General features: G+C 59.9%; 15 protein-coding genes. 11 read left to right on the top strand and 4 right to left on the bottom strand.

Translation table 11 applies throughout. The annotated features are described in order from the left end of the window. The first annotated feature begins 240 nt into the window (after nt 1–240). The 5 genes from lpxC to AGR7B_RS10030 all read left to right on the top strand — a co-directional run bounded on the left by lpxC (nt 241) and on the right by AGR7B_RS10030 (nt 7,239). Nucleotides 241–1,200: a UDP-3-O-acyl-N-acetylglucosamine deacetylase gene (gene lpxC / locus AGR7B_RS10050; RefSeq protein WP_003522208.1), complete on the top strand. Its 960-nt coding sequence runs from the start codon at nt 241–243 to the stop codon at nt 1,198–1,200. A gap of 233 nt (nt 1,201–1,433) precedes the next feature. Further along, entirely contained in the window at nt 1,434–2,300 is an 867-nt protein-coding gene (locus AGR7B_RS10045) for an outer membrane protein assembly factor BamD (RefSeq protein ID WP_003522209.1), read from the top strand. 15 nt (nt 2,301–2,315) lie between these two features. After that, complete coding sequence (recN, locus tag AGR7B_RS10040) at nt 2,316–3,989, top strand: DNA repair protein RecN (protein WP_078051854.1); 1,674 nt, start codon at nt 2,316–2,318, stop codon at nt 3,987–3,989. Nucleotides 3,990–4,103: 114 nt separating this feature from the next. After that, complete coding sequence (gene ligA, locus AGR7B_RS10035) at nt 4,104–6,278, top strand: NAD-dependent DNA ligase LigA (RefSeq protein WP_080856565.1); 2,175 nt, start codon at nt 4,104–4,106, stop codon at nt 6,276–6,278. Between the two features lie 67 nt (nt 6,279–6,345). Beyond that, nucleotides 6,346–7,239 (top strand): aminoglycoside phosphotransferase family protein, encoded by an 894-nt coding sequence (locus tag AGR7B_RS10030; RefSeq protein ID WP_080856564.1) that lies wholly within the window; start codon nt 6,346–6,348, stop codon nt 7,237–7,239. Between the two features lie 6 nt (nt 7,240–7,245). Here the strand turns inward: AGR7B_RS10030 and AGR7B_RS10025 are convergent, their stop codons facing one another. Beyond that, nucleotides 7,246–7,779, bottom strand: a complete 534-nt coding sequence (locus tag AGR7B_RS10025; RefSeq protein ID WP_080856563.1) for a GNAT family N-acetyltransferase — start codon at nt 7,777–7,779, stop codon at nt 7,246–7,248. A 181-nt stretch (nt 7,780–7,960) separates the two neighbouring features. Continuing rightward, nucleotides 7,961–8,890, bottom strand: a complete 930-nt coding sequence (locus AGR7B_RS10020) for a DMT family transporter (protein ID WP_031233882.1) — start codon at nt 8,888–8,890, stop codon at nt 7,961–7,963. A gap of 197 nt (nt 8,891–9,087) precedes the next feature. On the opposite strand from AGR7B_RS10020, the gene gcvA reads away from it, so the two are divergent. Genes gcvA through AGR7B_RS10005 form a run of 3 tightly spaced genes read left to right on the top strand, consistent with a single transcriptional unit; the run spans nt 9,088 to nt 11,180 of the window. Further along, nucleotides 9,088–9,990 carry a transcriptional regulator GcvA gene (gene gcvA, locus AGR7B_RS10015; protein WP_080856562.1) on the top strand — a complete coding sequence of 301 codons (903 nt, stop codon included), beginning with the start codon at nt 9,088–9,090 and terminating at the stop codon, nt 9,988–9,990. A 43-nt stretch (nt 9,991–10,033) separates the two neighbouring features. Beyond that, nucleotides 10,034–10,642 carry a 3'-5' exonuclease gene (locus AGR7B_RS10010; RefSeq protein WP_080856561.1) on the top strand — a complete coding sequence of 203 codons (609 nt, stop codon included), beginning with the start codon at nt 10,034–10,036 and terminating at the stop codon, nt 10,640–10,642. A gap of 46 nt (nt 10,643–10,688) precedes the next feature. Beyond that, nucleotides 10,689–11,180, top strand: coding sequence for a CreA family protein (locus tag AGR7B_RS10005; RefSeq protein ID WP_020810267.1), 492 nt, complete (start codon nt 10,689–10,691; stop codon nt 11,178–11,180). Between the two features lie 36 nt (nt 11,181–11,216). On the opposite strand, the gene AGR7B_RS10000 is transcribed toward AGR7B_RS10005, so the two are convergent. Beyond that, a complete protein-coding gene (locus tag AGR7B_RS10000; protein ID WP_080856560.1) occupies nt 11,217–11,684 on the bottom strand; it encodes a chemotaxis protein CheW in 468 nt (155 codons plus the stop codon). 87 nt (nt 11,685–11,771) lie between these two features. Between AGR7B_RS10000 and AGR7B_RS09995 the strand changes: the two genes are divergently transcribed. The 3 genes from AGR7B_RS09995 (at nt 11,772) to AGR7B_RS09985 (ending at nt 13,782) form a co-directional block, all read left to right on the top strand. Then, nucleotides 11,772–12,068: a hypothetical protein gene (locus AGR7B_RS09995; protein ID WP_245317701.1), complete on the top strand. Its 297-nt coding sequence runs from the start codon at nt 11,772–11,774 to the stop codon at nt 12,066–12,068. Between the two features lie 141 nt (nt 12,069–12,209). Beyond that, nucleotides 12,210–12,809, top strand: coding sequence for a cytochrome oxidase assembly protein Sco (gene sco, locus AGR7B_RS09990; RefSeq protein WP_003522341.1), 600 nt, complete (start codon nt 12,210–12,212; stop codon nt 12,807–12,809). A gap of 94 nt (nt 12,810–12,903) precedes the next feature. Further along, entirely contained in the window at nt 12,904–13,782 is an 879-nt protein-coding gene (locus AGR7B_RS09985; protein ID WP_078051858.1) for a 50S ribosomal protein L11 methyltransferase, read from the top strand. A 146-nt stretch (nt 13,783–13,928) separates the two neighbouring features. On the opposite strand, the gene AGR7B_RS25865 is transcribed toward AGR7B_RS09985, so the two are convergent. Next, on the bottom strand, nt 13,929–14,102 hold the full coding sequence (locus tag AGR7B_RS25865) for a hypothetical protein (RefSeq protein WP_020009313.1): 174 nt from the start codon (nt 14,100–14,102) through the stop codon (nt 13,929–13,931). Nucleotides 14,103–14,106 lie beyond the last annotated feature (4 nt).

The raw sequence follows: 14,106 nt of genomic DNA, 5'->3' as shown, positions 1-14,106 counted from the left end.
GCCCGGGTTTCACGATCCGGGCGTTTTGTTTATTTTACGTTATTAACACTAAATTAATTCGTATTTTCAAAGGTTTACGCGTGTAACAATCCGAAACGAACAGTGATTTGTCGTGGCACCTACATGTGCGTATGTATGAGGCTGGGTAAAGGAAAACACGGACTTGGCCGGTTGCCAAACCGGCTCGAAAACTTGAACGGCGCTCAAGCGGCGCGGTTTGCAAAAACAAGGCATATTCGCATGACTATCGGACTGCTCGGATTTCAGACAACTATCGCAAATGCTGTTCAGCTCAAAGGCATTGGCGTGCATTCCGGCAATCCGGTTTCGATGACCTTCCAGCCCGCAGAAGCCGGAACGGGCATCGTCTTCCATCGCCTTCATGACAATGGCAGCGTTACCGAGTTGAAGGCGGTTTCGGCCAATGTCGGCAATACCGACCTGTGCACCGTGCTCGGCCGTTCGCTTTCCCAGTCGGTTGCGACGATCGAGCACGTCATGGCCGCCATCTACGCCATGGGCCTCGATAACCTCATCGTTGAAGTCGACGGTCCGGAAGCGCCGATCATGGATGGCAGCTCGGCACCTTTCATCGAAGCGATCGAATCGGTCGGCATCAAGAGCCTCGGCGTGAAGCGCCGTTATATTCGCGTCACCAAGCCGGTGCGCATCGATTCGGGCGCCTCCTGGGCGGAATTCCGTCCCTATGACGGTACGCGCTTCGAGGTTGACATCGATTTCGATACGCCGCTGATCGGCAAGCAGTCCTGGAAGGGCGACCTGACGGCGGAGAGCTTCAAGAACGAGCTGTCGCGCGCCCGCACCTTCGGCTTCATGCGTGATGTGGAGCGCCTGTGGGCCGCCGGTTATGCGCTCGGTTCCTCGCTTGAGAATTCGGTCGTCATCTCCGACGACAACAGCGTTATCAACATGGAAGGCCTGCGTTACGCCAAGGACGAATTCGTCCGTCACAAGACGCTGGACGCCGTGGGCGACCTGGCGCTTGCCGGTGCGCAGTTCATCGGCTGCTACCGCTCCTATCGCGGCGGCCACAAGGTCAATGCGAATGCGCTGAAGGCGCTTTTGAGCGACCGCACCGCCTATGAGATCGTCGAAGCGCCGGCTGCCCGCAACCAGATGGTACGCGCCCGCGAATTCGTTGCGGTCAACATGCCGGAATTCGCACCCTGGTCTGCGTGAATTCCTTCGCAGGCTATCAATTGACAGAAAAAGCCGCTCCCTTTGGGGCGGCTTTTTCGTGATGGGAACAAGAAGTTGCGTAATATCGCCTGATATTCATGCGATTGCACGGGTCGATGCCATAAAAATGCGTTAATGCGTCATCATTGCGTTGCCCTGCGGATGCTTTTATGGCTAGAACGCCAGTGCAAAGCCGATGCTTATGTATTTGCGCGGGAAGTGGGAACTGTCGAATGAAGCATGTAGGGTCTGGTGCAATGAAGGGTACGATGCGGGGGATCGCCGTCTCGTTGATGTTGGTCGGCGCGAGTGTCGCCGTCACGGCCTGCCAGTCCGATCCGGATATCGACATCACCAAGCTCGGCGTCGAGACCGATCCGCCGGATGTTCTGTACAAGCAGGGGCTTGCCAACATGAACGCCGGTAACATGACGGAAGCCTCACGCAAGTTCGAGGCGATCGACAAGCAGTACCCCTTCACCGAATGGGGCCAGAAGGCGCTGGTGATGCAGACCTTCATTGCCACGCGCACCAACAAGAACGATGTGGCCATTACCAATGGCAGCCGGTTCCTGCGCCAATATCCGCGCTCCAAGGATGCCGCTTACGTTCAGTACATGATCGGACTTGCCTATTCGAAGCAGATTTCCGACGTCACGCAGGACCAGCGCGCCGCACAGCGCACCGTCGAGGCGATGAACAAGGTCGTCAACGACTATCCCGATTCGGAATATGTCGCCGACGCACAGGCCAAGATCCGTTTCGCCCGCGACCAGCTCGCCGGCCGCGAAATGCAGGTCGGCCGTTATTATCTTGAGCGCAAGGAATATCTCGCCGCCGTTTCGCGTTTCCGCATCGTCGTAGAGCAGTATCAGAACACCAACCAGATCGAGGAAGCGCTGGCGCGTCTGACGGAAGCCTATTATGCGATGGGCCTGGTGGACGAAGCGCAGACCGCGGCCGCCGTTCTCGGCAACAACTATCCTGACAGCCAATGGTATTCGGATTCCTACAAGCTGCTGAAGGGCAGCGGGCTGGAGCCGCGGGAAAACAAGGGGTCCTGGATTTCGCGCGCCGGCAAGAAGCTCATCGGCGCCTGAGACGGGGCATAGGCCATGCTGGTCCAGCTCTCGATTCGCGATATCGTTCTCATCGAAAGGCTCGACCTCGGTTTCGAGGCGGGCCTTTCCGTGTTGACGGGCGAGACGGGTGCGGGCAAATCCATTCTTCTCGATAGTCTCTCGCTCGCGCTTGGCGGGCGTGGCGATGGCGGCCTTGTGCGGCACGGGGAAGAGAAGGGGCAGGTGACCGCCACTTTCGAAGTCCCGAACAATCACCCGACACGGCTTCTCCTGCGTGAAAACGGTCTCGACGACGATGGCGACCTGATTTTCCGCCGGGTGCAATCCTCTGACGGTCGCACCAAGGCCTATATCAACGATCAGGCCATCAGCGTGCAAATGATGCGCCAACTCGGGCAATTGCTGGTCGAAATCCATGGTCAGCATGATGATCGCGCGCTTGTCGATACCGATGCACACCGCACGCTGCTGGATGCCTTTGCCGGGCTGAGCGATGAGGCTCGTGCCGTTCAGGGCCTCTACCGCACCTGGAAGGATGCCGAGCGTGCGCTGAAGACGCACCGCGCCAAGGTGGAGGCGGCAGCGCGCGAGGCGGATTACCTTCGATCTTCCGTCGAGGAACTGGAAACGCTCTCGCCGCGCGACGGTGAAGAGGACGAGCTGGCCGAACGCCGGGCGGTGATGCAGAAATCCGAACGCATTGCCGGCGATATCGCCGAGGCAAGCGAGTTTCTGAACGGCAATGCCTCGCCCGTGCCTGTCATCGCCTCGATGATGCGGCGTCTGGAGCGCAAGAGCCATGAAGCGCCGGGATTGCTGGAAGACACGGTGCAATTGCTGGACGCCGCGCTCGACAGCCTTTCCAATGCGCAGATGGAAGTGGAGGCGGCGCTGCGCCGCACCGAATTCGATCCGCGTGAGCTGGAGCGGGTGGAGGAAAGGCTGTTCGCGCTGCGCGCTGCCGGGCGTAAATATAACGTTGCCGTGCCGGACTTGCCGGCTCTCGCCGAAAAAATGGTGGCCGATCTCGCCGATCTCGATGCCGGCGAAGAACAGCTCGGCAAGCTCGAGGCCAATCTCGGCTTGGTGAAGGCTGATTTCGACCGTGCCGCGCAATCGCTTTCCGAAAAACGCCGCCATGCGGCGGATGCGCTTTCCAATGCGGTGATGGCAGAACTGCCGGCGCTGAAGCTGGAGCGGGCGCGGTTTACCGTCGAGGTGACCTCCGATGCCGAACAGGCGACGGCCGACGGCATCGACACGGTTGAATTCCACGTCCAGACCAATCCGGGCACACGGCCGGGACCGATCATGAAGGTGGCCTCGGGTGGCGAATTGTCCCGCTTTCTGCTGGCGCTGAAAGTGGCGCTGGCAGATCGCGGTTCGGCACCGACGCTGGTGTTCGATGAAATCGATACGGGTGTCGGCGGCGCGGTGGCGGATGCCATCGGCCAGCGGCTGCGTCGCCTGTCGAAAACCGTGCAGGTTCTGTCCGTTACCCATGCGCCGCAGGTGGCGGCACGGGCGGCGACCCATCTTCTCATTTCCAAGGGCCCATCCGGCGACGGCAGCGAGCGTATCGCCACGCGCGTAGCCACCATGGAGCCGAAACACCGCACCGAAGAGATTGCCCGCATGCTCGCCGGCGCGTCGGTGACGGACGAGGCGAGGGCTGCGGCGGCTCGCCTGCTGGCGGCCAAGGACTGACCGCTGCCCGCTGCGTTGTGCGAGCGGATTCGGCTTGTGAGTCCAACGGCAAAACTGTTTTTAATGTTTGTTATTTCGGCTAAAAGCGTTCGGTAATTCGCAAAAGAGGCCGTCATGTCGAAAGACCAGAAATCCGTCGAAAACCTCACCGAGCTTGAAGCCTCTTCCGAGCTTGCGTTTCTGGCGGCCGAGCTTGCCCGCCACGATGCGCTCTACCACGGCAAGGATGCGCCGGAGATTACGGACGCCGAATATGATGCGCTGAAGCGGCGCAACGATGCCATCGAAGCAGCTTTCCCAGCGCTGGTGCGGGCCGACAGCCCGTCGAAAAAAGTCGGCTTCGCGCCGCTTCCGACCTTCGCACCTATCGTGCATGCGCGGCCGATGCTTTCGCTCGACAATACGTTTTCGGAAGAGGATTTGCGGGATTTCGTGAGTTCCGTCTATCGCTTCCTCGGGCATCTGCCGGACGATTCCATCGCCTTCACCGCCGAGCCGAAGATCGACGGGCTTTCCATGTCGATCCGCTATGAGAACCGCAGGCTGAAGACGGCGGCGACGCGTGGAGACGGCACGACGGGCGAGAATGTCACCGCCAATATCAGGACCATCAAGGAAATTCCGAACGAGCTGCCCGCCGATGCGCCCGATGTGGTGGAAGTACGCGGTGAGGTCTATATGGCCAAGAGCGACTTTCTGGCGCTTAATGCCCAGATGGAGGCCGAAGGCAAGCAGACCTATGTGAACCCGCGCAACACGGCATCCGGTTCCCTGCGCCAGCTCGACGCCAATGTGACGGCGAAACGCAAGCTGCGGTTCTTCGCCTATGCGCTGGGCGAGGTTTCGAATGGCGGCCAGCCGGCGCGGATCGCCGATACGCAATATGGCATCGTGGAGAAATTCCGGGACTGGGGATTTCCGGTCAATCCGCTGATGAAGCGATTCACCTCTGCCGCGCAATTGCTTGAGCATTATAATGAAATAGGCGTCGCACGGCCCGATCTCGATTATGATATCGATGGCGTGGTCTATAAGGTCGACCGGCTCGATCTGCAGGAACGGCTGGGCTTCCGCTCGCGCAGCCCGCGCTGGGCCACCGCCCATAAATTTCCGGCCGAGCAGGCCTTTACCACGGTTGAGAATATCGAAATCCAGGTGGGGCGCACCGGTGCCTTGACGCCGGTGGCGCGTCTCACCCCGATCACCGTCGGCGGTGTCGTCGTCACCAATGCGACGCTGCATAATGCCGATTATATCGAAGGCATCGGCAATAGCGGCGAGCGCATCCGCCCGGAGGACCACGATATCCGTATCGGCGATACGGTGATCGTGCAGCGCGCCGGCGATGTCATTCCGCAGGTGCTGGATGTGCTTCTGGAAAAGCGCCCGACTGATGCGGTGAAATATGCCTTTCCGGGAAAATGTCCGGTCTGCGGCAGCCATGCGGTGCGGGAGCGTAATGAGAAGACCGGTAAACTCGATTCGGTCACGCGCTGCACGGGTGGTTTCGTCTGCCGCGCGCAGGCGGTGGAGCATCTCAAACATTTCGTCTCGCGCAATGCTTTCGACATCGAAGGGCTTGGTACCAAGCAGATAGATTTCTTCTTCGAAAGTGACGACCCGGCGCTTTCGATCAAGACTGCGCCTGAGATTTTCACCCTCAAGGCGCGGCAGGAAGCCTCGCAACTGACCAAGCTCGAGAATATCGACGGCTTCGGCAAGGTCAGCGTCAGAAAGCTGTTCGACGCCATCGATGCCCGCCGCGAGATTGATCTGCACCGGCTGATCTTCGCGCTCGGCATCCGCCATGTGGGCGAGACCACGGCGAAGCTTCTGGCGCGCTCCTATGGGACTTACGAGCATTTCGAAGAGAGCATGAAGGCGGCAGCCGACCCGGCGAGCGATGCCTGGGCCGAACTCAACAGCATCGACGGCATCGGCGAAGTGGTGGCCCGCGCCATCGTCGAATTCTACAAGGAGCCGCGCAATCTCGATGTCATCGACCGGCTGATACGGGAGCTTCGCCCGAAGGAAGCCGAGAAGCCCTCGACCGATGGCAGTCCGGTGGCGGGCAAGACGGTGGTGTTTACCGGCTCTCTGGAGAAATTTACCCGTGACGAGGCCAAAGCGCGTGCCGAAAGCCTCGGCGCGAAAGTGGCCGGTTCCGTCTCGAAAAAGACCGATATTCTGGTGGCGGGACCGGGGGCGGGTTCCAAGCTTGCCAAGGCGACGGAACTGGGCGTGCAGACCATGGATGAGGACGAGTGGCTGGCCTTGATCGGCGGCTGATACATACACCGTCATGGCATGTTGATCTCTGCCGCTAGAGCTTTGCGACTGACACGGAGAGCACAGCATGGATGACCGCATTGTCGTCAGCACAGAGCAGGTCCGGGCGCTGGTAGGCAGCCAGTTTCCGCAATGGGCGGGGTTAAATATCCGGCCGGTGGAGCTGAGCGGCTGGGACAATCGCAGCTTTCGTCTTGGCAATGAGATGCTGATCCGCATGCCAAGTGCCGCCCGGTATGTTGCGCAGGTGGAGAAGGAGCATCGGTGGCTGCCGGCGCTTGCGCCGCTCCTGCCTTTTCCGATTCCTGCGCCATTGGCGCTCGGGCAGCCGGGACAGGGTTATCCGTTCCGCTGGTCCGTCTATCGCTGGCTTGAGGGCGAACCGCTCGCCCGGGGTCTGGATCGCGTTGATCTTTCAACCATCGCCGTCGATGTTGCCGCGTTTTTAAGAGCATTGCACGGGGTGGATGCTTCGGATGGCCCGCCCGCAGGCGCACATAACTTCCATCGCGGCGGCTCGCTTTCGGTCTATGACGGGGAGGCGAAGGCTTCGGCGGTGCGGCTTGCCGATGAGGTGGATCAGGCGCTGGCCATGGAGATATGGCAGCTTGCACTTTCGAGCCACTGGCGGAAGCAGGGAGTGTGGGTGCATGGCGATATTGCCGAGGGCAATCTGCTGGTGAAGGACGGCCGGCTTTCGGCCGTCATCGATTTCGGCAGTTCCGGCGTCGGCGATCCGTCTTCCGATCTCATCCTCGCGTGGAATGTGCTCGATGCGGAAAGCCGCGCCGTTTTTCGCCGGGCGCTGGATCTGGATGAGGCGACATGGCAGCGCGGGCGCGGCTGGGCGCTGTGGAAGGCATTGATCGTGCTGGATGCGGAGCGCGGGCGTAACGACAAAATGGCCGAATGGTCGCGCCGGACCATTCGGGAAGTGTTTGCGGATCACCTGGACAACTGACCGGAACTATCGAAGACGCGCCATCACGTGGGCATCGACGTATTTTCCGTCACGATAGGCGTCGTTGCGTAGGGTGCCTTCGCGTTCGAAACCGAATTTCTCGTAAAGCCGGATTGCCGGGAGATTATCGGTGAAGACGTTCAGTTCGATGCGGCGTATATCGTGCCAATTGTCGGCCGTGTCGATCAACGCCCCGAGAATATATGATCCGACGCCCTTGCCCGCAAAATCGTCGTGAACACTGATCACCAGATCGGCGATGTGGGACTGCCTTCCCGCCCTGCGAAACAGTCCTGCATTGGCAACGATCTTTCCACGCCATTCACCAACGATGGCGATATCGTTCGGGCCGCGGTTTTCCATCGATTTCCGCGTTTTTTCAACGGACTGAAACGGCTGTCGGAGCGTGCCGTGACGGACGCCGGGCAGGTTGAACATTTCGGTCAGGGCTTCGGCATCGTCCAGACGCGCCGCACGCAGGACGACTTCGTTCAAGCTGAATTGCGAATCTTCATAATCGGCAAATTTCATGTTCTGCATGCCTGTCTCCTTGGGCGTATGGGAGCAGGTTTGCGACCCTGCTCTGGTGGCAGGGTGGAAATGGATCGCTTAACGCGACGACATACCTCTGCCTGCCGGGTGGCCGGTGATGGTATGGCGACGGGTGGTGTTCTGTTTCGTTGCGATCATGCGCGCAGAATGCTTTTGCCGCATGGCCCTGTCAAGCGGGTGCGTTGCGCAGCAGGCTTCTGAGTTTTGCCGGCAGCCTGCCGTCGATCGCGGCAAGACCGGCGGCGATCATCGCCATGCCGGCGAAGTGCTTCATCTCCAGCTGCTCGCCGAGGAGCAGCGAACCGAGCAGAATAGCGCTGACGGGAATAAGGAAGGTGACGAGGGCGAGGTTGGTGGCGCCGGCGCTTGCGAGTATGCGGAAGAAGATCAGGTAGGCGAGTGCCGTCGACAAGAGGGCGATGCCGACAAGCGCGCCCCAGGTTCCGAGGCCCGGCATGGCGAGCGTCCATGGTTTATCGATGAGAAGGGCGGCCGGGATGAGCATCAATGTCGAAGAGGAGATCTGGCCGGTGGCGGTCATCAGCGGCGGCACGCCCATGGCCTTGAAACGGCGGCCGAATATGCCCGCGAAGGAATAGGAGATGGCCGCGCCGAGAATGGCGATCTGGCCCCAGAGACCGGATGAGCCGGTGAAGGCCGCCGGGCCGATCATGGTCGCCACGCCGGCAAAGCCGATCAGCACGCCGGTGAGCTTGTTGCCGGTCATCTTCTCGTCGGCGGTGAGAAAATGGGCGACAATGACGGTGAAGAGAGGCGTGGTGGCATTGAGGATTGAGGCTAGTCCGCTGGCAATATGAGTCTGGCCCCAGACGATCAGGCAGAAGGGGATGATGTTGTTGAGCAGGCCCATGCCGAAAAAGGCGCGCCACACCGCCCATTCACGCGGCAGGCGAAGGCCCATGATGCGGCAGACGATGAGAAGCGCGATTGCCGCCAGGCTGACGCGCAGCGTGACGATGGTGACGGGCGGCAGTTCCTTGACGGCGACACCGATGAAAAAGAACGATCCGCCCCAGAGAAGCGAAAGCGCGACAAGCATCGCCCATTCACCGGCATCCATCTGTTTCTGTATCGCCATCGTCATCTCCCAAAGCATGAGTATCGACATGATCGCAGGCCGGCTCGCCGCCATCCACCCGATATCGGTTGAGTTTGGCTCAATCTGGAGATGGGTGGTTCTCACTGCGTTTCAGGTCTTGTTGCGTCTATTTACTCCCTGTTTTATGGTGTTTTCAAACGATTGTTTCTCGTTCGATAATTAAGATGAGCTAAATCATGGCAGCCGAACTTCCGTCTCTGAAAGGGTTGCAGGCCTTCGAGGCCGCAGCGCGGTATCGCAGCGTCACGCTTGCTTCCAATGAGTTGAATGTCACGCCCGGTGCCGTCAGCCTGCAAATCCGGGAGCTGGAGGCGCGGCTTGGCGTGCAATTGTTTTTCCGCAAGCCGCGCAGCATCCAGCTGACGCGTGAGGGGGAGCGTTATTACGGCGCGCTTCGCACCGCCTTCCGGATGATGCGCGAGGCGACGGCGGAACTGACCGCGCGCTCCGAGATCACGGTTCTGACGCTGAGCTGCACGCCCACTTTCGCCGTTCAATGGTTGATGCCGCGATTGCCTGCCTTCCAGCAGCAACACCCGCAGGTGGATGTCCGCATCAGCGTGACGAACCGGCTGGTGGATTTTTCAAGGGACGATGTCGATCTGGCGGTACGACACGGTTTCGGTCGCTATGAGGGTCTGGAGAGTATCCGCTTCATCGATGACAGCACCCTACCGGTCTGTTCACCGCAGCTTCTGGAGAAATATGGGCCGCTTCAGGAGGCGGGGGATCTCAAATCCATTCCGCTTCTGCACGATGAAAACCGCAATGAATGGCGGCGCTGGCTGGAGGCGGCGGGGGCATCGGACGTGGATGCCTCCGGCGGCACCGTCTTCATCGACAGCAACGGGGCGCTGGATGCGGCCAAGGCCGGGCACGGCATTGCGCTGACCCGGCGTTCGCTGGTTTCCCGCGAGCTTGCGGAAGGCGCATTGATTGCGCCCTTCGGCAAGGACATGGCCAGCACGCTCGCCTATTTCCTCGTTTATCCGCGGCGCATGCTGGATAATCCCGATCTGGTGAAGCTCATCGACTGGATGCTTTCGGAAGCGGGTTCTGCCGAGGCCGGTTCTCTTTGACGTCAATCCGGTCTATGCCGGAATGAAACAACGGGAATCACTCTTGAAAACCATCGCCATCGATTTCGAGACCGCCAATGAGGAACGGGGCAGCGCCTGCGCCGTCGGGCTTGCATGGATAGAGGGCGGCGAGATCGTTCGCGTCGAGGAACGGCTGATCCGGCCGAAGGACATGCAGTTTTCGCCCTTCAACATCGCGGTGCATGGCATCCGCCCGGCGGATGTCGAAGATGCGCCGGAATTCCCTGATGTGATGGAGGAGTTCATCGACGACTTCCATGGCGCCACCATGATCGCCCATAATGCCGCCTTCGATTTCAGCGTCATGCGGGCGTCTTTCGATAAATACCGGCAGTCCTATCCCGATCTTTCCTATCTGTGCAGCGTCAAGATCGCCCGGCATGTCTGGCCCAATCTGGCGTCGCACAAGCTGAATGTCATCGCTCATCACCTCCAGTTGCGTTTCGTGCATCACAATGCCGCCGAAGATGCTGTCGTCTGCGCGGCCGCTTCGATTGCAGCGGCCAAGGCGTTGCGCGTTGCCCATATCCGCGATCTGCCGGAAAAGATCGGCATGGTCGCGGGGCGTCTCACCTCCACCGGTTACCAGCCCTGCAGCATGAAAAAACGCGCCGTCTCCCGGGTTGCGTAACCGTTCCTCGCACTTATGTTTGAAGCAGCGTAACGGAGAAGATGCGATGACGATGAAAACTCTGTCGGGTTTGTTTGCGGGCTTTCTGGCATTGCTTCCGGTGACAGCGGCGCATTCGCAGGTGGTGGGCGAGGTCGGCGTCGACTGGATCGGCAATGACATCGTCATCGAGGCGATCGCCGATCCGAAGATCAAGGGCGTGACCTGCCATGTGACCTATTTCGAGCGCGGCGTCATCGACCGGCTGAAGAACGGCAACTGGTTCGAAGACCCTTCCAACAACGCCATTTCCTGCAGCCAGACTGGACCGGTGGAGATCGGCGATATCGATCTCTCCAAGGGCGGAGAAGAAGTGTTCCGGCAGGGCATGTCGCTGGTGTGGAAGAAGCTCGTCGTCAGCCGCGTTTATGATAGGGCGAACGATACGCTGATCTATCTGGTACATGCGCGGGAACTGACCGACGGTTCGGCCAAGATGGCGATTTCCACGGTGCCGCTTTATAACCAGCAGGTCACATGGCAAAAGGGCAAGCCGTAAGGCCTGCCCCTCTCAATTGCGTTATAGATGCCTGGATCAGGCCGCTTCGCGTGCCAGCTCGTCCGCAATGACGGTGTCGAGGTTGAGGAAGCAGACCATGCTCTTTTCCAGCGCCACGATGCCGCGGCAGAAGCTGCGCTGTTCTTCCGGAATGATATCGGGCGCGGGCTGCAGGTCTTCGGAGCGGATGGTCATCATGTCGGAGACCTGTTCCACCAGCAGGCCGACCAGCTTGCCGCCGATATCGGTGACGATGATGGCAGAGCGTTCGGAGGGTTCGGTCATCTTCATGCCGAGGCGGCCGGCCATGTCTATGACGGGAATGACGGCGCCGCGTAGGTTGATGAGGCCGAGCACATAAGGCGGGGTGTGCGGCATCGGTGTAACCGGCGCCCAGCCGCGGATTTCGCGGATCGCCATGGTGTCGATGCAGAATTCCTGATCGCCCAGATGGAAGGAAACGATTTCGAGATATGCGCCGGATTGCTTGATGGCGTTGGACATGACGGCAGGTTTCCTCTGATGGCTCTCTAACAGGCCCGCGCAGGATTGAGCTTTATGCGGTGGCCGGAGAATGGACCGGGAGACATCATGTCGAGGCTTAAAAACCGCTATGGTCATAATGCACACCAAGATTTTAAACTTTCCCTAACATTTGCGCCGGTCTCGCCGGCAAAACCCAGTATTTTGGCGGTTTTCGCGCTCACACAAACAGGTTATGATGGGCATATGAACGCACTCGTTTCCCATCCGCTGAAGTTTATTCTGGCTAGTCTTGCCGCTGTGGCCTCGCTTGCCATCGTGCTTCTTGCCTTTGACGGCTGGGTGCGGCACGGCACGGATATTTTCCTGTCCACGGTGCAGAGCGGCATCGCCTGGTGCCTGTGACGCGTTTTCCGGCTGCGGATTTGTGACAAATCAGCGCGGTTCCCGCAAATACGTCCAGTTGATTTGCCGTCCCCGTCGCCTTTCGTTATCTGTCTGCCAGGGCCTGCGATATGCCGCCGGCTTTCGGGGTAGGATTGGACAATGAGAAATATTCGCATCGTATTGTGGGCCGTCGTGCTCGTTCTCGCCGGCGTTGTCAGCTGGTTGACGATCGAAATGACGAAGACGCGTAATGAAATGGTGGAGACGGCCTATGGCGTGCCCTTCCAACTCACGGCGCAAAACGGCCAGCCGATCACCGAAAAGGCCTTTCAGGGCAAGCCGACAGCGCTGTTCTTCGGTTTCACCCATTGCCCGGAAGTCTGCCCGACAACCCTTTTCGAGCTGAATGGCTGGATGGAGAAGGTGGACCCGGCCGGCGACAAGCTGCAGGCCTATTTCGTCTCCGTCGATCCCGAGCGCGATACGCCTGAGATCATGCAGCAATATGTCTCCAACGTCTCGAAGCGCATCACCGGCATCACCGGCCCGGCGGACAAGATTGCCGAAACGCTGAAGGGCTACCGCATCTATGCCAAGAAGGTGCCGGTGGACGAGAAGGATCCGAATGGCGATTACACCATGGATCACACGGCGTCCGTCATCCTGCTCGATGCCAATGGCCGTTTTTCCGGCACCATTGCTTATGGCGAAAACCCGGAAGTTGCCGAGCAGAAGCTTCAGAATCTTCTGAAGGGCTGATAGAGGCGGCATAATTGCGCGGGGCTTATTGGACTGGCCGAGGTTTTGTGGCAAAGGCAAGAACAATAACCTCATCCAGAGAAAGCAGCCCGCCGTGAGCGAAATCCGACTTTACGTCACCACGACCGAAATCCAGGCGGGTGAAATCCTCGATCTCATGTCGGACTATTTCGGCGAGGAGGATGTTGCGATTGCCACGACCGAGGTGGATGAGAAGCGCGATATCTGGGAAGCCTCGGTCTATCTGATGGCCGAGCAGGAGGAAGAGTTCCGTGAGCGTGTCAGCGCCCTGCTTGCTCCGGCCTTTCCCGATCTCGTCATCGAGAAGGAGACCGTTCCGGATGTCGACTGGATCGCAAAGTCGCTCGAGGGGCTGAAACCGGTCAGGGCAGGGCGTTTCATCGTTCATGGGGCGCATGATCGCGACAAGGTGCGGGCGAACGATCTGGCAATCGAAATCGAGGCCGGACAGGCTTTCGGCACCGGCCATCACGGCACGACGGCCGGCTGCCTTGAGATGATTGAGGAGGTTCTGCGGGCGCGCACCGTGCGCAACGCGCTCGATCTTGGCACCGGCAGCGGCGTTCTGGCAATTGCGGTGCGCAAGATGCGCCCCATTCCCGTGCTGGCGACAGATATCGACCCCATCGCCGTCAAGGTGGCGAAGGAGAATGTGCGGCTGAACGGCATCGTCTCCGGGATGGCGCTGGAGACCGCGCCGGGCTTCCACTCGGACGCCTTCCGCAAGCATGGTCCGTTCGATCTCATCATCGCCAATATTCTGGCGCGGCCGCTCATCAAGATGGCGCCGCAGCTCGTCACGCATCTGGCGCCCGGCGGCACCGTCATCCTGTCCGGCATTCTGGCCTCACAGCGCTGGAAGGTGCTTTCCGCCTATAATGGCGCCCGGCTTTCCCATATCCGCACCATCTGGCGCAACGGCTGGGTCACGCTGCATCTGCGTAAAGACTGAACCAGCGGCGACATCCCTTTCGGGCAAAAGAAAAGGCGGCGCTTTCGCGCCGCCTGGGAACCCGCGAGCATGGGAGGAGCTTGCTCAAGCGGGTCGACGTATCCCTGTTCGGCGCGGTGGAGGGAGGATCGCCGCGCCGGACGTCATCAGAATACGTAGCTGGAGTTTGCCTTGCGACGCAGATCGGCGCGGTTCATGCCGAGCGCTTCCAGCGACTTGTCGTCGAGGTTCAGAAGGGCGGCGTTGACATGGCGGCTGACCTGACGCTCGCGTGCTTCAACGACGCGATCGAAGGCGGTGCGGAGGAAAGATTTTGCCATTGCT

Origin of the sequence: Agrobacterium deltaense RV3 (genome assembly GCF_900013505.1) — a bacterium.
In the GTDB taxonomy this organism is placed as follows: Bacteria; Pseudomonadota; Alphaproteobacteria; order Rhizobiales; family Rhizobiaceae; genus Agrobacterium; species Agrobacterium leguminum.
Note: the sequence above shows the minus strand (reverse complement) of the source record. Positions and strands in the feature narration are given on the sequence as shown.